The 20,806-nt window shown below is 63.3% G+C and carries 18 protein-coding genes; 8 read left to right on the top strand and 10 right to left on the bottom strand.

Features of this window, described 5'->3' with window-relative positions; all coding sequences use genetic code 11:
* Positions 1-17 precede the first annotated feature (17 nt).
* The 8 genes from ACWGS8_RS04460 to ACWGS8_RS04425 all read left to right on the top strand — a co-directional run bounded on the left by ACWGS8_RS04460 (position 18) and on the right by ACWGS8_RS04425 (position 8,600).
* Complete coding sequence (locus tag ACWGS8_RS04460; RefSeq protein WP_454579775.1) at positions 18-968, top strand: carbohydrate ABC transporter permease; 951 nt, start codon at positions 18-20, stop codon at positions 966-968.
* Positions 965-1,909, top strand: coding sequence for a carbohydrate ABC transporter permease (locus tag ACWGS8_RS04455; protein WP_454579774.1), 945 nt, complete (start codon positions 965-967; stop codon positions 1,907-1,909). Before ACWGS8_RS04460 ends, ACWGS8_RS04455 begins: the two co-directional genes overlap by 4 nt.
* 20 nt (positions 1,910-1,929) lie before the next feature.
* Positions 1,930-3,045: an ABC transporter ATP-binding protein gene (locus ACWGS8_RS04450; RefSeq protein WP_123166791.1), complete on the top strand. Its 1,116-nt coding sequence runs from the start codon at positions 1,930-1,932 to the stop codon at positions 3,043-3,045.
* Positions 3,046-3,050: 5 nt separating this feature from the next.
* The gene (locus ACWGS8_RS04445; RefSeq protein WP_454579773.1) at positions 3,051-4,565 is read left to right on the top strand and encodes an FAD-dependent oxidoreductase; all 1,515 of its coding nucleotides are present in this window, start codon (positions 3,051-3,053) and stop codon (positions 4,563-4,565) included.
* Positions 4,562-5,323: a 3-ketoacyl-ACP reductase gene (locus ACWGS8_RS04440; RefSeq protein ID WP_454579772.1), complete on the top strand. Its 762-nt coding sequence runs from the start codon at positions 4,562-4,564 to the stop codon at positions 5,321-5,323. The genes ACWGS8_RS04445 and ACWGS8_RS04440 overlap by 4 nt, the downstream gene beginning before the upstream one ends.
* An 11-nt stretch (positions 5,324-5,334) precedes the next feature.
* Positions 5,335-6,963 carry a GMC family oxidoreductase gene (locus ACWGS8_RS04435; protein WP_454579771.1) on the top strand — a complete coding sequence of 543 codons (1,629 nt, stop codon included), beginning with the start codon at positions 5,335-5,337 and terminating at the stop codon, positions 6,961-6,963.
* 11 nt (positions 6,964-6,974) lie between these two features.
* Entirely contained in the window at positions 6,975-7,292 is a 318-nt protein-coding gene (locus ACWGS8_RS04430; RefSeq protein WP_454579770.1) for a Dabb family protein, read from the top strand.
* Between the two features lie 90 nt (positions 7,293-7,382).
* On the top strand, positions 7,383-8,600 hold the full coding sequence (locus ACWGS8_RS04425) for an MFS transporter (RefSeq protein WP_454579769.1): 1,218 nt from the start codon (positions 7,383-7,385) through the stop codon (positions 8,598-8,600).
* A gap of 8 nt (positions 8,601-8,608) precedes the next feature.
* Here ACWGS8_RS04425 and ACWGS8_RS04420 read toward each other — a convergent pair whose 3' ends face one another.
* The 10 genes from ACWGS8_RS04420 to ACWGS8_RS04375 all read right to left on the bottom strand — a co-directional run bounded on the left by ACWGS8_RS04420 (position 8,609) and on the right by ACWGS8_RS04375 (position 20,718).
* Positions 8,609-9,454 carry an EamA family transporter gene (locus ACWGS8_RS04420; RefSeq protein WP_454579768.1) on the bottom strand — a complete coding sequence of 282 codons (846 nt, stop codon included), beginning with the start codon at positions 9,452-9,454 and terminating at the stop codon, positions 8,609-8,611.
* Positions 9,455-9,461: 7 nt separating this feature from the next.
* Entirely contained in the window at positions 9,462-10,370 is a 909-nt protein-coding gene (locus tag ACWGS8_RS04415) for an endonuclease/exonuclease/phosphatase family protein (RefSeq protein WP_454579767.1), read from the bottom strand.
* Positions 10,371-10,701: 331 nt separating this feature from the next.
* Entirely contained in the window at positions 10,702-12,255 is a 1,554-nt protein-coding gene (locus tag ACWGS8_RS04410; protein WP_454579766.1) for a cation:proton antiporter, read from the bottom strand.
* Positions 12,256-12,484: 229 nt separating this feature from the next.
* Entirely contained in the window at positions 12,485-13,549 is a 1,065-nt protein-coding gene (locus ACWGS8_RS04405; protein ID WP_454579765.1) for an ABC transporter ATP-binding protein, read from the bottom strand.
* Between the two features lie 15 nt (positions 13,550-13,564).
* Positions 13,565-14,356: an ABC transporter permease gene (locus tag ACWGS8_RS04400; RefSeq protein WP_454579764.1), complete on the bottom strand. Its 792-nt coding sequence runs from the start codon at positions 14,354-14,356 to the stop codon at positions 13,565-13,567.
* Positions 14,353-15,270: an ABC transporter permease gene (locus ACWGS8_RS04395; protein ID WP_454579763.1), complete on the bottom strand. Its 918-nt coding sequence runs from the start codon at positions 15,268-15,270 to the stop codon at positions 14,353-14,355. The genes ACWGS8_RS04400 and ACWGS8_RS04395 overlap by 4 nt, the downstream gene beginning before the upstream one ends.
* Before the next feature lie 64 nt (positions 15,271-15,334).
* Positions 15,335-16,441 (bottom strand): ABC transporter substrate-binding protein, encoded by a 1,107-nt coding sequence (locus tag ACWGS8_RS04390; protein ID WP_454579762.1) that lies wholly within the window; start codon positions 16,439-16,441, stop codon positions 15,335-15,337.
* 243 nt (positions 16,442-16,684) lie between these two features.
* On the bottom strand, positions 16,685-17,857 hold the full coding sequence (locus tag ACWGS8_RS04385; protein ID WP_454579761.1) for an iron-containing alcohol dehydrogenase: 1,173 nt from the start codon (positions 17,855-17,857) through the stop codon (positions 16,685-16,687).
* Positions 17,858-17,874: 17 nt separating this feature from the next.
* Positions 17,875-19,263, bottom strand: a complete 1,389-nt coding sequence (locus tag ACWGS8_RS04380) for an aldehyde dehydrogenase family protein (RefSeq protein WP_454579760.1) — start codon at positions 19,261-19,263, stop codon at positions 17,875-17,877.
* A gap of 84 nt (positions 19,264-19,347) precedes the next feature.
* Positions 19,348-20,718, bottom strand: coding sequence for a glutamine synthetase family protein (locus ACWGS8_RS04375; RefSeq protein ID WP_454579759.1), 1,371 nt, complete (start codon positions 20,716-20,718; stop codon positions 19,348-19,350).
* Positions 20,719-20,806: the final 88 nt, after the last annotated feature.

Genomic DNA, 20,806 nt, shown 5'->3' with positions numbered 1-20,806 from the left:
CGAAACGGGAGGAGCTCATGAGCACGATAGCAACAAGTCAGATCAAGCTGACGCCGGAGCGGTCACGCCCCTCTGTGCGCTCACGCCTGCAGGACGCCTTGCCGAAGATCGTGCTGGCGCCGAGCTTCGCCATCACCATTGTCTTCGTCTACGGCTTCATCCTGTGGACGATCTATCTGTCCTTCACCAATTCCAAGACCTTCCCGTCCTATGTCATCACCGGTCCGCGCGCCTATCAGCGGCTGTGGGGCTGGACCTTCGACACCGACCCGCCCTCGAGTTGGTACACGTCGATCACCAATATGGGCATTTTCGGCTTTCTCTATATCCTGATCTGCCTGGCGCTCGGCCTGTTCCTGGCCATCCTGCTCGACCAGAAGATCCGCGGCGAAGGCATGCTGCGGCCGATCTATCTCTACCCGATGGCGCTGTCCTTCATCGTCACCGGCGTCGCGTGGAAATGGTTCCTCGATCCCGGTCTCGGCCTCGAACAGACGCTGCATCAATGGGGCTGGACGAGCTTTCATTTCGACTGGATCAAGAACAAGGATTTCGTCATCTACACGGTGGTCATCGCCGGCGTCTGGCAGGCCTCCGGCTTCATCATGGCGATGTTCCTGGCCGGGCTGCGCGGCATTGACGGCGAGATCATGAAGGCGGCGCAGATCGACGGCGCCACAACCTTCCAGCTCTACCGCCGCATCGTCATCCCTCTGCTGCGGCCAATCTTCCTGTCGGCCTTCATCGTGCTCGCCCACCTCGCCATCAAGTCCTACGACCTTGTCGTGGCGCTGACCTCCGGCGGCCCCGGCGGCTCGGCCTGGCTGCCGTCCAACTTCATGTATGAGTACACCTTCAAGCGCAACGAGATGGCCGTCGGCTCGGCCAGTGCGGTGATCATGCTGATGACCATCGTCGCCATCATCGTGCCCTATCTCTATTCGGAACTCAGGGAGAAGCCGCGATGAGCGCTGTCGCCACCCCTGCCCGCCAGGCCTCCGGCGGCATCAACACCAAGCTCGTCAACCGCATCGTCATCTACGGGCTTTTGGCGCTGTTCGCGCTGTTCTACCTGATGCCGCTTTTCGTCATGTTGGTCACCTCGTTCAAGACCATGGACGAGATCCAGAACGGCAACATGCTGGCGCTGCCCAAGGCGCCGACCTTCGACCCGTGGCTGAAGGCCTGGGGCGAGACCTGCGTCGGCCTCACCTGCGCCGGCATCAAGGGCTATTTCTGGAACTCCATCAAGATGGTGGTTCCGGCCGTGCTGATCTCGACCATGCTCGGCGCCCTCAACGGCTACGTGCTGACCAAATGGCGTTTTCGCGGCGCGACGCTGGTGTTCGGGCTGATGCTGTTCGCCTGCTTCATTCCGTTCCAGTCGGTGCTTTTGCCTATGGCGACGATCCTTGGCAGCGTCGGCCGCTTCGGCGTGAGCTTGCAGAACTCCGTCGGAACCAGCTTCGGCCTCGGCAATTCGACGGTCAATCTGGTCTTCGTCCACGTCGTCTACGGCATCGGCTTCACCACCTTGTTCTTCCGCAACTACTACGAGGCGTTCCCCAACGAGCTGATCAAGGCCGCACAGGTCGATGGCGCCTCGTTCTTCCAGATATTCCGCCGCATCATGCTGCCGAACTCGATGCCGATCTTCGTCGTCACCGTCATCTACCAGTTCACCAACATCTGGAACGACTTCCTGTTCGCCTCGGCCTATGCCGGCACCGGCGACGCCATGCCGATGACGGTGGCGCTCAACAACGTCGTTAATACCTCGACCGGCGTCGTCGAATACAACGTCAACATGGCTGCCGCGATGATCGCGGCCCTGCCCACCCTGATCGTCTATGTCGTCGCCGGCCGCTATTTCGTGCGCGGGCTGATGGCGGGCGCGGTCAAAGGCTGACCAATTCAGAAGGAACGACCATGGCTTTTCTGGAAATTGATGGGCTGAAGAAGCGCTTCGGGAATGTTGAGATCCTGAAGGGCATCGATGTCGAGCTCGAAAAGGGCGGCTTCCTGGTGCTGGTCGGCCCTTCCGGCTGCGGCAAGTCCACCCTGCTCAACACCATCGCCGGCCTAGAGCAGATCACCGAGGGCGAAATCCGCGTCGACGGCCGCGCCATCAACGATCTGCACCCTTCGAAGCGCGACATCGCCATGGTCTTCCAGAGCTATGCGCTGTACCCGAACATGACGGTGGCCGGGAACATCTCCTTCGGCATGGAGATGCGCGGCGTGCCGGCCGATGAGCGCCAGAAGGCGATCGACAAGGTGGCCAAGGTCCTGCAGATCGGCCATCTCCTGCAGCGCAAGCCGAGCCAGCTTTCCGGCGGCCAGCGTCAGCGCGTCGCCATGGGCCGGGCGCTGGTGCGCGACCCCAAGCTCTTCCTGTTCGACGAGCCGCTCTCCAACCTCGACGCCAAGCTGCGCGTCGACATGCGCATCGAGATCAAGCGCCTGCACGCCACGACCGGCACCACCATCGTCTACGTCACCCACGACCAGATCGAGGCGATGACGCTGGCGACCAAGATCGCCGTCATGCGCGACGGCGAGGTCCAGCAGTTCGGCACCCCGGCCGAGATCTACAACAACCCCACCAATCTGTTCGTCGCCGACTTCATGGGCTCGCCGGCCATGAACCTGATCCCGGCGACCATCGCCACATCAGGCAATGCGCTGTCCGTCGTGTTGCAGCGCGAGGCGCGCGAGCCGATCACGCTGCCGATGGCCAATGCACCGGCGGGTCTCTCGGCATTCCAAGGCAAGTCGATCATCTTCGGCGTGCGGCCGGAAGCACTGACCGATCCGGAGGGCGCCGAACGCAACGCCTCGAACATCGCAACCGCCGACCTGCATATCGAGGTCGTCGAGCCGGCCGGCTCCGACACCTTCGCCGTCACCAATCTCGGCGGCAAGGGCGTGGTGGCGCGGCTGCGCGCCGACGCCAACATCCAGCCTGGCACCAGCACGCCGCTCGCCTTCAACCTGACCAAGGCGGTGTTCTTCGATCCGGCGACCGAGAACCGCATCCGCTGACGGCCATGGCAAATCCGGACATCGTCATCATCGGCTCCGGCATTGGCGGCGCCACGATTGCCTCCGGTCTGGCCGGCGGCGGCGCCTCGATCCTGATGCTGGAGCGTGGCGAGCCCCTGCCGGCAACCCCGCATGCGCGCGACACCCGCTCGATCTTCGTCGACGGCCACTACCGGCCGAAGGAGATGTGGCGCGAGGCTGGCGGTGCTGCCTTCAACCCCGGCAATTACTACTATGTCGGCGGCAATTCGAAATTCTACGGCGCGGTGCTGATCCGCTACCGCAGGCAAGATTTTTCGGCCATGGAACACTTTGGCGGCGTCTCGCCGGCCTGGCCGTTTTCCTACGACGAGTTCGAGCCCTGGTATTCCAGGGCCGAGCAGCTGTTTCGCGTGCGCGGCACACTGGGCGAGGATCCGACCGAGCCATTCCACTCGATTCCCTACGCCTTCAAACCGGTGCCCGACGAAGCGCCGATCGCGCGCGCGCGTGCTGAATTGAAGGGCCTCGGCCTGCACCCGGCCTCGCTGCCGCTCGGCGTCGACATCGACACTTGGCTGATGGAGGGCAAGACCGGTTGGGACGCTTTCCCCAACACCGGCCAAGGCAAGATGGACGCCCAGACAGCGCCACTGGCGGCGGCGCTCAGGGACAGCAACATCCGGCTCGAGACCGGGTGCCATGTCGAGTATCTCGAGGCGGCACCCGACGGCAAAAGCATCGTCGCGGTCCGTTACCGGCAGAATGGCGAGGCGAAGAAAGTGTCGCCAAAACTGGTCATCCTGTCCGCCGGCGCGGTCAATTCCGCCGTCATCCTGCTGCGCTCGCCCTCATCCGCCAATGGAAAGCGGGGAGGCAAGGGCCTCGCCAACCGCTCCGACCAGGTCGGCCGCAACTTCATGAACCACAATTCCGGCGCCATGCTGGCCATCGATCCGCGCCGCCGCAACGATGCCGTCTACCAGAAGACGCTGATGCTGAACGACTATTATCTATCGGATGGCAAGGGCGGCAAGCCGCTCGGCAATGTCCAGCTGCTCGGCAAGATCGACGGCAACATGCTCAAGGCCAATGTGAAGACGATGCCGAAATTCGTGCTCGACTTCGTGGCCGGCCATGCCGTCGACTGGTACCTGATGTGCGAGGACCTGCCCGATCCGGAAAGCCGCATCATGGTCGACGGCAAGGACATCGTCATGCAGTGGCGGCGCTCCAACATGCAGTCGCTCGACGGGCTGACCAAGGTGATGCGCGAAAACTTCCGCGCCTGCGGTTATCCCATCGTGCTGTCGCGCCCCTTCGACAAGCGCACGCCATCGCACCAGTGCGGCACGGTCAGGATGGGCGATGATCCTGCAACCTCCCCGCTCGACCCGTTCTGCCGGTCGTTCGACCACCAGAACCTGTTCGTCGTCGACGGAAGTTTTTTGCCGAACTCGGCTGCGGTCAACCCGGCGCTGTCGATCGCCGCTCAGGCGTTGCGGGTTGCGGACCATATTCGCAGGGCTGGCTTCCAATGACCCGCCCCGCAGCCATCGTCACCGGCGGCGCGCGCGGCATTGGGCTGGCTTGCGCGGAAGCGCTGGCCGATGCCGGCTTCGACATTCTGGTTGCCGATCTTGCCGAACAGGCGCCTGACGGGCTCGCCGAGAACATCACTTCCCACGGTGCGAAATTCGCCTACGCCCAATGCGACATCGCAGATCTTGCCAGCCACGCCCCGCTGATCGACACGGCCATAGGCGCCTTCGGCCACATCGACTGCCTCGTCAACAATGCCGGCGTCGGCGCTGTCGTGCGCGGCGACCTGCTGGAGCTGAAGCCGGAAAATTTCGACCGCACGCTGGGCATCAACCTGCGCGGCACGGTCTTCCTCAGCCAGGCCGTCGCCAAGGCGATGCTGGCCACACCGGGCGACCACACGAAATCGATCATCACCGTCACCTCCGTCAGCGCCGAGATGGCCTCGCCGGAGCGCTCCGACTACTGCGTGTCGAAGGCCGGGCTTTCCATGTGGGTGAAGAACCTGGCGCTCCGGCTCGCCCCGGAAAACATCGGCGTGTTCGAGATCCGGCCAGGCATCATCCGCACCGACATGACGGCAGGCGTGACCGCCAAATACGATGCCTTGATCGACAGCGGGCTGGTGCCGGCCAAACGCTGGGGCGAAGCGTCGGACATCGGCGCGGTGGTGGCGACGCTTGCCGCCGGCAGGCTCGGCTTTTCGACCGGCTCGATCATCAATGTCGACGGCGCGCTCTCCGTGCCGCGACTGTAGGTGGAAACGATATGACCGACTACATCATCGTGGGCGCCGGCCCGGCCGGCTGTGTTCTGGCCAACCGGCTGAGCGAGGACCCGGGCAATTCCGTGCTGCTGCTGGAAGCCGGCGGCAAGGACTGGCATCCCTACATCCATATGCCGGCGGGCTTCGCCAAGATGACCAAGGGCATCGCCTCCTGGGGCTGGTCGACCGTGCCGCAGAAGAACATGAAGGACCGCGTCTTCTGGTACACGCAGGCCAAGGTGGTCGGCGGCGGCTCGTCCATCAACGCCCAGATCTACACGCGCGGCAATGCCCGCGACTACGACGCCTGGGAGAAGGAAGAGGGCCTCGCCGGCTGGGGCTACCGCGACGTGCTGCCCTATTTCAAACGTGCCGAGAACAATCAGCGCTACGCCAACGATTTTCACGGCGACCAGGGCCCGCTCGGCGTGTCGAACCCGATTTCGCCGCTGCCGATCTGCGAGGCCTATTTCCGCGCCGGCCAGGAGATGGGCATTCCCTTCAACCCGGACTTCAACGGCGCTGCCCAGGAAGGCGTCGGCTATTACCAGCTGACCCAGAAGGATGCCCGGCGCTCCTCGGCCTCGGTCGCCTATCTCAAGCCGATCCGTGCGCGCAAGAACCTCACTGTCAGGACCGATGTGCTGGCGACGCGCATCGTCGTAGAGAAGGGCCGCGCTGTCGGCGTCGAGATCGTCGACAGGCCGGGCGGCGAGAAGAATATCCTGCGCGCCGAGCGCGAGGTGATCGTCTCGTCCGGCGCCATCGGCTCTCCGAAGCTTTTGATGCAATCCGGCATCGGCCCGGCCGACCACCTGAAGGCGGTCGGCGTCGCGCCGGTGCATGACCTGCCCGGCGTCGGCTCCAACATGCAGGACCATCTCGATCTGTTCGTCATCGCCGAATGCACTGGCGACCACACCTACGACAATTACGCCAAGCTGCACCGCACCGCCTGGGCCGGCCTGCAATATCTGCTTTTGAAGAAGGGGCCGGTCGCCTCCAGCCTGTTCGAGACCGGCGGCTTCTGGTACGCCGACCCGACCGCCGCCTCGCCCGACATCCAGTTCCATCTCGGCCTGGGATCCGGCATCGAGGCCGGCGTCGAGAAGCTGAAAAACCCGGGCGTCACCTTGAACTCGGCCTTCCTGCGGCCGCGCTCGCGCGGCACGGTGCGGCTGAAGAGCGCCGACCCGGCCGACCATCCGCTGATCGATCCTAACTACTGGAGCGATCCCTATGACCGCGCCATGTCGATCAAGGGCCTGCGGCTGGCGCGCGAGATCATGCGGCAGAAGGCGCTTCAGCCCTACGTGCTGCGCGAAGTGCTGCCCGGCCCGTCGCTCGCGACCGACGACGAATTGTTCGACTATGCCTGCCGCAGCGCCAAGACCGATCACCATCCTGTCGGCACCTGCCGCATGGGCCATGACGACATGGCCGTGGTGACGCCGGATTTGCGGCTGCGCGGCATCGAGGGATTGCGCGTCTGCGACGCCTCGGTGATGCCGCGCGTGCCCTCCTCCAACACCAATGCACCGACCATCATGGTTGGCGAAAAGGGTGCCGACCTGATCCTCGGTCACGAACCGCTGCCGCCGGCGGTGTTTACCGGAAACCGGGCTGCTTGAAGGGAAAGAGAATGATCAGGCACTGTGTTTTCGTCCGGTTCCGCGACGATGTCCCCGACAGCGAGCGCGCGGCCATCCATGCCGATCTCGAGGCGCTGCGGCAGGTAATCGACGGCATGGACACAGTCCACTTCAGCGCCAATGTCAGCCCCGAGCCCTTCGCGCGCGGCTTCAGCCATGGCTTCACCATCGATTTCCGCGAGGCCGCCGCCCGCGACGCCTATCTGGTACATGAAGCTCATCAACGCGCCGGCGCCCGGCTGGTCGCCGCGCTCGAAGGCGGCACGGACGGATTGATGGTCTTCGACCTCGACCTTACGAAAAAGTGACCGGCTGTTCTTCGAAAGCCGGCTGATCGCGGTTCTCTTTTGCGAGCAGGGCGACATATCGTTCCTTTGGGGGCACCAAGGGAGGACGCCTTGAATCTCACCGCCGTACAGAAGAAGACCGTTCTGGCCTCATTCCTGGGCTGGACGCTCGACGCTTTTGATTTCTTCCTTCTGACATTCCTGCTCACCGATATTGCCAGTGAATTCCACACTGATGTTCCGGCAGTCTCAAAGGCACTGTTCCTGACCTTGGCGACGCGCTTCATCGGCGCGTTTTTCTTTGGCATGCTCGCCGACAAATATGGGCGCAAGCCCATGCTCATGCTCAACATCGTCAGCTATTCGGTGATCGGCGCGCTCGCCGCCTTCTCGCCCAATCTCGGCATTTTCCTCGCCCTGCGCGCGCTGTTCGGCATTGCCATGGGCGGCGAATGGGGACTCGGCAGTTCGCTCGCCATGGAATCCATACCACCCAGCGCCCGCGGCATGGTCTCGGGCATCCTGCAATGCGGCTATCCCGCCGGCTACCTCCTGGCGGCGGTGGTCTACGGCCTGCTCTATCAGCAGACGATCGGCGGCTACACGATCGGCTGGCGCGCCATGTTCCTGCTTTCCTTCTTGCCGGCGCTGATCGTGCTCTTCATCCGCTCGCATGTGCCGGAATCGCCGGCCTTCGTCGAGGCACAGAAATCCGTCAAGCCGGGGCTTCTGGAAACGCTGCAGAAGCACTGGGGCATCGCGCTCTATGCCGTCGTGCTGATGATGTTCTTCAACTTCTTCAGCCATGGCACGCAGGACCTCTACCCGACCTTCCTGAAGAAGCAGCACGGCTTCGATCCGCACACGGTGAGTTGGATCACGATCGTCGCCAATCTCGGCGCCATCGTCGGCGGCCTGACGTTCGGCGCGCTGTCCGAGAAGATCGGCCGCATCAACGCCATCACCCTCGCCTGCCTGATCGCGCTGCCGTCGATCCCGCTCTGGGCCTACAGCACCACGCCGTTCATGCTGGCCATCGGCGCTTTCGTCATGCAGATCGCGGTCCAGGGCGCCTGGGGCGTCATCCCGGTGCATCTCAACGAGCTTTCGCCGGGCTCGGTGCGGGCGACCTTGCCCGGCTTCATCTATCAGGCCGGCAATCTCGCCGCGTCCTATGGCGGCCCATACCAGGCGGGAATCGCCGAGGCGCCCGGGGGCAGCTACGGTTACGCGCTGGCGCTTTTCGCCGGCGTGGTCGCCGTCTGTATCATCGTCGTCATCCGCTTCAGTCCGGAGCGGCGCGGCCAGGTGATGACCGTCCTGGGTTGAGTGGCGGCTTACCCCAGCCGGAGCGCAATGACACCGGCAACGATGCTGAGCGCGGCTGCGCCGCGCCAGGCCGTCATCTTCTCGCCAAGCGCATAGACCGAGATCAGCATGGCGAACAGGATCGAGGTCTCGCGCAGCGATGCCACCGAGGCGATCGGCGCTTTGGTCATCGCCCACATCACGATCCAGTAGGCCGCACCACTGAGCACGCCGGTGAACAGTCCGGCCTTCCAGTCACGCGCCAGCACGGGCAGTGACTGGGGCCCGCGGAAGATGAGGCACAGCACCAGCGCCCATGTCGCGTCGCAGACGAACAGCCAGGCCGCGTAGCTTTGCGCCGTCGCCGCCAGCCGCGCGCCGCTGCCGTCGGACAGTGTGTAGCTGGCAATGAAGATCGACGTGCCGAGCGCAAAGCCGACGGCGCGCAGGTTGAGCTTCTCCAGATGCGCGCCGCCGCGAAACGACATCACCAGCGTGCCGGCCGACAAAAGCAGGATGCCGAGAATGGCAAACGGCGCCGGCACCTCCTGCACCACCACGATGCCACCAAGTGCTGCCAGCAGCGGTGCCGTGCCGCGCGCCAGCGGATAGGTCTGGGCGAAATCGCCGGCCTTGTAGGCGCCGATCAGGAAGGTTCGGTAGCCCATGTGGAAGACCACCGAAGCGAGAATGAATGGCCAGACCTCGGCCTTCGGGAATTCGACGAAAGGCAGCACGAACAGCGCGGCAAACCCCATGCCCAATGTCATCAACGTGATAGACAGGAAGCGGTCGAGATGCACCTTGACCAGCGCGTTCCAGATCGCGTGCATGGCGGCTGCGGCAAGCACCGCGAAGAAGACGAAAAGCGTCATTTCGGCCTTAGCGACCTCCCGAGCCGAGCGGCGTCTCGAGATCGATGTCGACCCGGACTGGGAAATGGTCGGACGCCACTTCGCCTATATCGGATGCGACCGAGCGGACCCGCTCCGCGAACACCCCGCCGACAAAACAATGGTCGAGCCGGCGCTTTGCCAGCCTGCCGTCGATGATCTTCTCATGGGTGTGGAAGTCATCAGCCGGTTCGATCGCCACGGCTGCGGCATCGACGAAGCCGTCGAGATAGGCAGCACCCCGATGATAGGGTGTACTGCCGACGATGCGGCGGTATTCGGCGCTGCCCGACTCCATGTTGAAATCGCCCATCCAGATCGCCGCCCGCGGATTTTCCGGCTCGGCTTCGCCGCTGGTCCAGTTGCGCGAAGGCTCGTCATCGACGCCGCTCCACGGCCCGCCCTCGGATGGTGCCCGGCGATGCTCGGATAAGAGATAGTCGATCTGCTCCAGCCGCTCTTCCGCCGCGATATGGGCGAGATGCAAGGACAGTACCCGCACCGGACCAGCCGGCGTGCGGATCATGCATTCGAGCGCCGCGTTGCGTGTGTTGAGCGGCCTAAGCGTGCGGCGCATCGGCAGCGCATGCAGGCGCGACCAGACGATCGGCAGCTTCGACAAAACCATGGTGCCGAACTGCCGGCGCCGATTGACCAGACGACCGTCGCGCCGCTCGCTGGCATCCATGTCGAAGGCCGGGCCGTAGACCCAGTGATACCCGGGCAGCAGGCGCGACAGCAGCTCCGGCTGGTCGTCGAAATGGCTGCGCTGCCAGTGCCGCTCGACCTCCTGCAAGGCAATGATGTCGGCGCCGTCGACGATCCGCGCCGCACGCGAAAGGTCGTAGCGGCCGTCGCTGCCGAACCCATATTGGATGTTGTAGCTGACCAGCTTCATTGCTTATCCGGCTCACCTTCGGTGATGGCAGTAGCGGCTCAGTGGATTGCTTGCAATGTGCAGGAGAATGCAAGCGGCTTGTGCCAGAAGCGTCCCCCTGCCCCTGCTGCGCGATCATGCACCGATTCCGGATCGCCCCGGTATCCTCCGAGCGCTGGAAAACGCCGCGAGGCACTCGGGGCAATTCCAAAAGTGTGGGCGGTTTTCCCGGGAAAAGCGCGTAGCGCTTTCCCTTGGGAATTGCGTCAAAACAAAAAGTTTGAGCCGTTCTCCGTGAAACGGTGAACTGATCCGACGAACGCGGCCGGTTCAGCTTTGTCGTTGATCCGCCCTAATCCGTCGTCAGCGGCTGGAACCGGCCTGCCGGTGACGCCGCCAGTTCCGCCCAGTCGATTTCTTCCTCAAGCCGGTGATAGGCTTCATCGCCGATCGTGCCGTTGCTGCGCAATTCCTCCAGCGTGTCGCGCTGGCGGTTGATGGCGTAGAGGCGCAACCGGTCATATTCGGTTGCCGCCTGTGCGTCCTCCGGGTTTTCCGCAATCACGCGCTGGGCCTCGTACTGCTCGCGCACGACAGCCGCCGCGGCCGAGGTCTTGCGGCTCAGCACGTCGAGTGCCGCCTGCATGACAGCGACACGCGCCTGCGCCACCTCATTGTCGACCGTTCTGTCCGGGTCGAAGTTGAGTATCCGTAGCAGAGGCTTCAGCGTCATCCCCTGCAGCACCAGCGTGCCCAGAACCACCGCGAAGGCGGCAAGCACGATCGGGTCGCGTCCGGGAAAGCCGGCCGGCAGGGCAATGGCCACGACCAGCGTCACCAGCCCCCGCATACCGCACCAGCCGACCAGCACGGCGCCGCCAAACGTCGGCAAGTCCCGCTTTTTGTCTTTGCTGCCGAAACTGGCAAACCACCGTATGATCGCAACATAACTCGCCACCCACGCGAGGCGTGCCACGATGACGACGAGCAGCACTGTCGCCGCAAACAGAAAGGCCTCGCCTTGCCCTTCGCCGGAAAGCCGGCTGACGATCGACCGTGCCTGCAAGCCCATCAGCACGAAGGCGAGCACGTTGAGAACGAAGACAGCCGACTCCCAGACCGAATAGGTGCTGACGCGGCGTCGCGCCGACATGCGGCGCGGCGCCCTGCGCGCGATCGTGATGGCATAGACGACGATGGTGATGATGGCGGAAAGACCGAGCTTGTCGGCCAGGATCCACACGCCGAATGTCCCGGCGAACTGCACCACGGTGCTGCTCGCCGCATCCTCGATCCGGGTAAGCGTCAGCAGCGAGAAACGGCCAAGCAGGTAGCCTGCGATCAGGCTGCCTATGGTTGACAACAGGATCACCGGAATGGCGTTGCTCAGCATGATCGAGCCGAGTGCCGCCGAAACCGCCAGCCGGTAGATCAAAAGCGCGGTGGCATCGTTGAGCAGGCTTTCGCCCTGCAGGATGGCGGTGATGCGGTGCGGCACCTTGAATTGCCCGAGAACGGCACTGGCCGCCACTGCATCCGGCGGTGCGACAATGGCGCCGAGTGCGATCGCCGCGGCGATCGGCAGGCCGGCCATCTTCCAGCCGACGAAAGCAACCACGACAGTGGTGAAGACGACGGCGCCAAGCGCCAGCAGCAGCAGCGACAGCCGGTAGCGCTTCAAATCGCGCAGCGACGTGTCATAGGCGGCATCAAGAAGCACCGGCGCGATGAACAGGGCGAGCGCCAGTTCCGGATCGATCTCGATCATCGGCGCGCCAGGCACGAAGGCGATGCCAACCCCGGCCAGGGCCAGCAGCGACGGATAGGGGATCTCCAGCCGCCGCGACAGCGCGGTCAGCGCGACAGCCGTCAAAAGCAGGGCAAGGGTGAGTTCAAAAAGCGCCATGGCTCACCGTAGCGGCGAAGAGCGACGGTTGGCAGTACCCCGAGGCAGGATATTGCTGATTGTCGAAGCCTTGGCCTGCCCTGGGATTCAAAAGCGACCAACTGAGGGGCGGCGGCGACGATTGGTCACTACAGACATCGAATCCACGACATCGAGGGTTTGCGAGCGTCGCCGACCAAGATTCGCTGTTCGGCGCATCAGAGACCGCTGCGCAATGATGTTCGCTCCGCTAATGCAGTACCAACATGTCGCCCGACGAGAACGAAATCTCGGCCTTCTCGCCGACGGCGGGCGGCGGGGTGGCCGAGTTGTTGAATGTGTCGAGCGACACCGTATTGCCGCCGATGCCGACGCGGACCCGGATCACCGAGCCGAGGAAATGCACTTCGGATATCTCTCCGGTCAGGCTGGAGTCACGGCCAGGCTGGCGGCCAAGCGAGATTGCTTCCGGCCGCAGCGCCAACGACAACGTGTCGCCGGACTTCGAGCCGTTGAGCTTGCCCTTGAGCGAGACTTCCTGCGTGTTGACCCGCACCGTGCCGGCCGCGGCATCGGTGACCTTGCCTTCGAGCACGTTCAGCGTGCCAACGAAATTGGCGACAAATTTGGTCGCCGGCCGGTTGTAGATCTCGAACGGCGTAGCGACCTGCTCGGCCTTGCCGCCATACATGACGGCAATGCGGTCGGAGATCGACAGCGCCTCTTCCTGGTCATGCGTGACGAAGATGGTGGTGATGTCGAGCTTCTTCTGGATCGAACGGATTTCCTCACGCAGCGACACGCGTACCTTGGCGTCGAGCGCCGACAGAGGCTCGTCGAGCAGCAAAAGCTTCGGCTTCGGCGCGATGGCGCGCGCCAGCGCGATGCGCTGCTGCTGGCCGCCCGAGAGCTGGTAGGGATAACGGTCGGCCATCTGCGGCAGCTTGATCATGTCGAGCATCTCGGCGACACGCTTGTCGGCATCGGCCTTGTTCATGCCGGCAACCTTCAGCCCGAAAGCGATGTTCTGCGCCACGGTCAGGTTGGGAAACAGCGCATAGGCCTGGAAGACCATGCCGACATTGCGCTGGTTGGGCTTCAGCCGCGTAATGTCCTTGCCGGCGACGACGATCTTGCCGGCCGACGGCTCCTCGAAGCCGGCAACCATGCGCAGGACCGTGGTCTTGCCGCAACCGGACGGTCCGAGGAACGAGACGAACTCGCCCGGTTCGACATCGAGGCTGAAGTCCTGGACCACGGTGTTGGAACCGTAGGACTTTCGCACGTGCTGGATGGACAGGAATGGCTCGGCCATGGCTTTTCTCTCAGGTCAATTCGGGCGGTTCGACGACTTCGGCGCGAACCGGGACAGGATCTGGATGAGCGACATACAGCCCCAGGTAATGGCGAAGGCGATGATGGCAAGGGCTGCCGGTTCATAGGCGCGGTTCGCACCGATGTTCTGCAGGTACGGCCCAAAGGCCGGGCGGTTGAGCAGGCTGGCCATGGTGAACTCGCCAATGACGATGGCGAAGGTCAGGAAGGCGCCCGACAGCACGGCGATCAGTACATTGGGCAGGATGACCCGGCCGATGATGGTGCCCCAGCCGGCGCCCAGGATCTGCGCTGCTTCCGTCAACGTCCGCACGTCGATGGTGCGCAGCCCGGTGTCGACGGCACGATACATGTAGGGCAGCGCCAGCGTTGCGTAGCCGATGACCAGCAAGGCATTGGCACCCATGTTGCTGGCCAGGAACGGCAGCGGCGAATTCGAGCCGTACATCCTGATGTAGCCGAAGACGATGACGATGGCGGGAATGACCAGCGGCAAGAGCGTGATGAACTCGACGATCGGCCTGAGCTGCGGCAGGCGCAGGCGGATCCAGTAGGCCGCCGGCACCACGATCAGCACCCCCAGAATGATGGTGAAGATGGCCGCGACCACCGAATACAGGAAGGTCGACTGGAAGCGCGGGTCGCCCAGTACGATCTGATAGGCGTCGAAGGAATGAACGCCGCGGCGCATGCGCAGCGAGAACTCGACCGTCGCCATCAGCGGAATGAAGAAATAGGCGGCGCCGACGATGAAGACGACCCAGGCCCAGAATTTTCCCGACTTCATTTCAGCCACCTTTCGGAGCGGGTCCGGAACCAGATGTAGAAGACGTTGGCCAAGCCCGTGATGACGATCATGCCGAAGGCGATGGCATAACCGAGCTGCGGGTTGTGCAGCACGTCGCCATTGATCTGCGAGTAGAGCTTGATGGGAACGATGTTGAGCGCCGGGCCGGCAAACGCGTAGGCCGTGGCGATGGCGCCGAAGGCATTGGCGAACAGAAGGATGACGGTGCCGAGAAAGCTCGGCCATATCACCGGGATGACCACCATGCGCCAATACTGCGCCTGCGTGGCGCCGAGCGTGGCGGCCGCCTCGCCCCATTCCTTTTTCAAACCGTCGATGGCCGGCACGATGATGACCACCATCAGCGGGATCTGGAAGAACAGGTAGACTGCGATCAGACCCGATGTGGTGAGGAAATTGAAGCCCATCGCGTAGATGTTGATGTTCAGGACATCACGCAGAAGCGTCGTGACGATGCCGACGCGGCCAAGCGTGGCCAGGAAGGCGAAGGCGAGCGGCAAGCCGGCGAAATTCGAGGCGACTCCGGAGAAGGTCAGGGTCGCGGAGCGCGTCCAGCCTGGAAGTCCGCCGCGCACGATGGCGATGGCTATTGCCAGCCCGGCAAACGCGCCGATGATGGCCGACCAGAAACTGATCTTGATCGAAACCCAGTAGGAACTGCTGATCGACGGATCGCTGACCAATTGCAGGATGTTGTCCAGCGTAAGCTGACCATCACTGTTCTGGAAAGCCCCGATCACGAGATAGATCGTGGGCAGGATCAGGAACATCAGCGCGAAGATGAAGAAGGGCGCCACGCCGATCCATTGCGTCGGCAGGCGGAATGCGGTCGCCTCGTTGGGCGGCGCGGGCTTGGTGGCAATCGTTTGATTTGAGAGCGAGAGATCGGTCATGCGCCGGCTACCGTCTTCGAGGAAAGGCCGGGCGGCCTCGCGACCGCCCGGTGGATTTCAAGTCTTACTTGACGTTGGCGCCGACAACAGCGTCCCAGTTCTTGCTGATGGCTTCCTTGGCCTTGCCCTGCTCGTCGAGCGTCGGGAACGCGGCCGCGGCGTAGGATTCCGCCGGCGGCAGCTTGGCCAGCACGTCAGCCGGGATCTTGCCGTTCTTGGCGAGATCGTTGAAGCGGATCGGGTGGCAATAGCCCTTCAGCCAGCCGACCTGGCCCTCGTCGGAATAGAGATATTCCATCCACAGCTTGGCAGCGTTCGGATGCGGCGCAAAGGCGCTGATCGCCTGCACGTAGACGCCGGCGACGACGCCGGTCTTCGGTACGATCACGTCGACGGGCGGGTTGCCCTTCAGCGTGTCGCGGCCAGCAAGCGCGTTGTAATCCCAGTTGATCAGGATCGGCGTCTGGCCCTGGGCGAGCGTTGCCGGCTTGCCGACGACCGGGACGAAGTTACCGGCGGCGTTGAGCTTCTTGAAGAAGTCGAGGCCTGCCTTGCCGGCGGCTTCACCGGCAGCGGCGCCCGTCGACAGGCCGGAGGCGTACACCGCCTGGATAGCCTGGTTCGAAGCGCGCGGATCACCGGCGACGGCGACGGCGTTAGCGAATTCCGGCTTCAGGAGATCGGCCCAGTCCTTCGGCGATTCCTTGATCAGGTCCTTGTTCACCATGAACGACAGAACGCCGTAATAGTCGCCGTACCAGGCGCCATCGGCATCCTTGGCGCTGTCCGGGATCGAATCCCAGGTCGACACCTTGTAAGGCATCAGCAGGCCGGCGGCCTTGGCGGTCGGGCCGAAGGACAGGCCGACGTCGATGACGTCGGGAGCTTGCGGGCCCTTGTTGTCCTTGTTGGCCTTGATCGCCTCGACCTCGTCGCCGGAGCCGGCATCGGGGTTGAGCTCGTTGATGGTGATTTCCGGATACTTCGCCTTGAAGCCGGCGATGACGTCGCCGTAACCGCACCAGTCATGCGGCAGCGCGATGGTGGTGAGCTGGCCTTCAGCCTTCGCGGCCTTGACGAGATCGTCCAGCGAAGCCGCGGACGAAATCACCGACGACACCATCAGGGTCGCGGCCGAGAGGGAAAGCACTTTCCCCGTGAATTTCAACATGTGTTCTCTCCGTTGAACTGACGCCGTTGGACGCCTGCGATGCGGTATCGTTTTCATGTGACAGCCAGATGAAAGCTTTATGAAACCATTGGCCGGCAGCAGAAAAAGTTAACTCTTTTTAACGGGCTGTAGCAATTAGCCGTCGCTTATTTTTCCGGCTAATCACTTTGCGCCTTGCATTTCATCCTTTCCCCCTTCGTTTGCCCTGATTTTCCAGATCAATTTTCGGCGGTGCTGGTGCCGTCAGATCGTGCCGGCGATCGCGTTTTCCAGCAGTGTCAGCGCCGCCTTCTTGGTCAGCTTGACCGGGTTGCCGCCGGCGGTCGGATCGACCACCGCCATGTCGGCGATCAGCGCCTTGCGCTTCTTGTCCATGTCGAGCCCCTTGATCAGGCCCGGCAGCGCGTGCGGCACCTTCAACTCCTTGCGCAGCTTGATGATCGCCTTGGCGAAGCCGTCGAAGCCGCCCTTGATGCCGCAATAGGCGGCGAGCCGGGCGATGCGCTCCTCGATGGAGTCACGGTTGAAGGCCAGCACATAGGGCATGAACACCGCATTGGTCATGCCGTGATGGGTGTCGTAGAGCGCGCCGATCGGGTGCGACAGCGAGTGGATGGCGCCCAGCCCCTTCTGGAAGGCGGCGGCGCCCATGGCGGCCGCGCTCATCATATGGGCGCGCGCGACGAGGTCCTTGCCGTTGGCATAGGCCTTCGGCAGGTTCTCGAACACCAGCCGGACGCCTTCCACCGCGATGCCGTCGGCCATCGGATGGTAACCCGGCGCGCAATAGGCTTCGAGGCAGTGGGCAAGCGCGTCCATGCCGGTCCCGGCGGTGATGAAAGCGGGCATGCCGACCGACAGTTCCGGATCGGCAATGACGATCGCCGGCAAAAGCTTCGGATGGAAGATGACCTTCTTGGTGTGCGTCTCCTCATTGGTGATGACGCCGGCGCGGCCGACTTCCGAGCCGGTGCCGGCCGTGGTCGGCACGGCGATGATCGGTGCGATCGCATCCGAATTGGCGCGCGTCCACCAGTCGCCGACATCCTCGAAATCCCACACCGGCCGCGTCTGTCCGGCCTGGAAGGCGATCAGCTTGCCGAGATCGAGCGCCGAGCCGCCGCCAAAGGCGATGACGCCGTCATGCTTGCCCTTCTTGAATACAGCGATGCCGGCGGTGAGGTTGGAATCGACCGGGTTCGGCTTCACCTCGGAAAACACGCCGTAAGGCACCTTGGCATCGTCGAGGATCTTCAGCGTCGAAGCGACGACCGGCAGTTTCGCCAGGCCCGGATCGGTGACGAAGAGCGGCCGCTTGATACCGGTGGCCGCGAGCACCTCAGGCAATTCCTGGATACGCCCGGCGCCAAAGCGGACGGTGGTGGGGTAGTTCCATTTGGAGACGAGCTTGGACATTTTTGTCTTTCGATAAATCAGATGGCTTCGCGCAGGTGGAAGGATTTCGGCCGGGTCAGGTTGTCATAGCCGATGGCCGACAGTCCCGCGCCCTTGCCCGTATCCTTGACGCCGGTCCAGACCAGCGCCGGGTCGAGATAGTCGCAGCGGTTCATGAACACCGTGCCGGTCTCGACGCGGTTGCCGATCGCCACCGCGTGTTCGGTATCGCGCGTCCAGATCGAGGCCGTCAGGCCATAGGCGCTGTCGTTCATCAGCGCGATCGCCTCCTCGTCGTTGCGCACCTTCATGATGCCGACGATCGGGCCAAAGCTTTCCTCGCGCATGACGCTCATCTGGTGGTCGACTTGCGTCAGCACTTCCGGCGCCAGATAGGGCGAACCGGCCTTGTCGTCAGCCACCTTCATGTTGATGTGCGCCTTGGCGCCCTTGCGCAGCGCTTCGGCCTTCTGCTCGCGGATCAGGTCGGCGAAACGCGCCTGCGCCATCGGCCCCAGCGTCGTCGCCTGTTCCAGCGGATTGCCGACGACATAGTTCTTCGTCTCGGCGATGAAGCCCTCGACGAATTCGTCATAGACCTTCTCGTGCACATAGACGCGCTCGATGCCGCAGCAGCACTGGCCGGAATTGTAGAAGGCGCCGTCGACCAGATTGGCGACCGCATGGTCCATCTTGGCGTCGGGCAGAACATAGGCCGGGTCCTTGCCGCCAAGCTCGAGGCCAAGCGTCATGAAGGTGCCTGCCGCCGCCTTTTCGATGGCGCGGCCGCCGCCGACCGAACCGGTAAAGTTCACATGGTCGATCTTGCCGGAGCCGAGCAGCTTTTCGGTCTGCGCATGGTTGAGCACGACATTCTGGAATACGCCCTTTGGCAGGTCGGCTTTGTCGAAGGCCTGTTGAAAACGCTCGCCGACCAGCAGCGTCTGCGCCGCATGCTTCAGGATGACGGCGTTGCCGGCCATCAGCGCCGGCACGATGGTGTTGACGGCGGTCAGATAGGGGTAATTCCACGGCGCGATCACCATCACCACGCCGAGCGGATCCTTCTTCACGTAGCGGCGGAAGCCGTCCTTCGGATTGGAGGCCGGTACGGATCTGAGCGCCTGTTCGGCGATCTCGACCATGTAATTGGTGCGTTCCTTGACGCCGCCGAACTCGCCGCCATAGCGCACCGGACGCCCCATCTGCCAGGCGATTTCCGGCACGATCTCGTCGGTCATGGCCACCAGCGCTTCGAGCATCGCCAGCATGTACTTGCCGCGCTCGACGATCGGTACCTGCGCCCACTTCTCCTGCGCCGCCTTGGCGCGTTCGACCGCGGCGTTGACCGCCTGGTCCGTTGCCACGGGCCGCTCGGCATAGATCGAGCCATCGATGGGGGATTTCAACTTGACCGTTTCGGTCATTCCTTCAGTCCTCGCACTTCATGAAATCTTGATTTTGACGCCGCCCGCCATTCCTGCGATGGCCAAGGGCGGCGCCGACATAGTTTAGTATCGCTCGAACCCCCTGTGCAGTTCCCAATCCGTAATCCGGCGGTCGTATTCGAACTGCTCCCACTTGGCGGTGTGGACGTAATGTTCGAGCACGTCCTCGCCGAGCGCCTGTCTCAGCATCTTCGACTTGGTCAGCGTCTCGGTCGCGTCGCGCAACGTCTTCGGGATCTCGGGCAGGCGCGAAGCCTGATAGGCATCGCCGACGAAAGGTTTCTGCAGTTCGAGCTTCTCGTCGATGCCGGCGAGGCCGGCGGCGATCAGCGCCGCGAATGCGAGATAGGGGTTGAGGTCGGCGCCGCCGATGCGGCATTCCATGCGGATGCCCTTGGTGCCCTCGCCGCACAGGCGGAAGCCGGCGGTGCGGTTGTCCTCGCTCCACATGATCTTGGTCGGTGCGAAGGTGCCGGCCTGGAAGCGCTTGTAGGAGTTGATGTAGGGCGCCAGGAACCAGGTGAATTCCTTGGCGTATTTGAGCTGACCGGCCGCCCATTGCTGGCCGAGTGTCGACAGCGTCCAGTCCGCCTTCTTGTCGAAGAACAAAGGCGTCTTGCCGTCCGCGCTCCACAGCGAATTGTGGATGTGGCTGGAATTGCCGGCGAGTCCGTAATTGTACTTGGACATGAAGGAGATTGCCTTGCCTTCGGACTCGGCGATCTCCTTGGCGCCATTCTTCAGGATGACGTGGCGGTCGGCCATGTCGAGCGCTTCGGCGTAGCGCACATTGATCTCCTCCTGGCCCGGACCCCATTCGCCCTTGGAATTCTCGATCGGGATGCCGGCCGCTTCCATCTCGTTACGAAGCCGGCGCATGACGCCTTCTTCCTTGGTGGTGATGCCGATCTGGTAGTCGCCGATGTAGGGCGAGGCGGTGTCGAGGCCCTGCCAGTGCTTCTTGCGGGCGGAATCATAGGTCTCGTTGAACAGGTAGAATTCCAGCTCGGAAGCGAAATAGCCGATATAGCCGCGCTCCGTCAGCCGTTTGACCTGCTTCTTCAGGATGGCGCGCGGCGAATGCGGCAGGTCGTCATGGGTGTGGTGATCGAGCACGTCGCAGATCACCAGCGCGGTCTTTTCCAGCCACGGAATGCGCCGCAGCGTCGCCAGATCCGGCTTCATGACGAAATCGCCATAGCCCTTCGACCAGCTCGCCGCCTTGTAGCCGGGCACCGGCTCCATATCGATGTCGGCGGCCAGGAGATAGTTGCAGCCGTGCGTCTCGTCATGCGCGGAATCGACGAAGTACTGCGCCAGGAACCGCTTTCCCGCCAGCCGCCCCTGCATGTCGACGATGCAGGCCAGCACGGTGTCGATCTCGCCGCTGGAGACCGCTTTCTTCAACTGATCGAACGAGAAATTTCCGGCCATTCCTTTGGCACTCCAGCGCTTGGTCATTGAAAGGGGATAAACGAAACCATGGCCGGCACGATGCCGGCCATGGCCTTGATGGGAGATG

The sequence above is a fragment of the Mesorhizobium sp. 43Arga genome (genome assembly GCF_053714255.1).
This window is presented reverse-complemented; position numbering and strand designations above follow the sequence as displayed.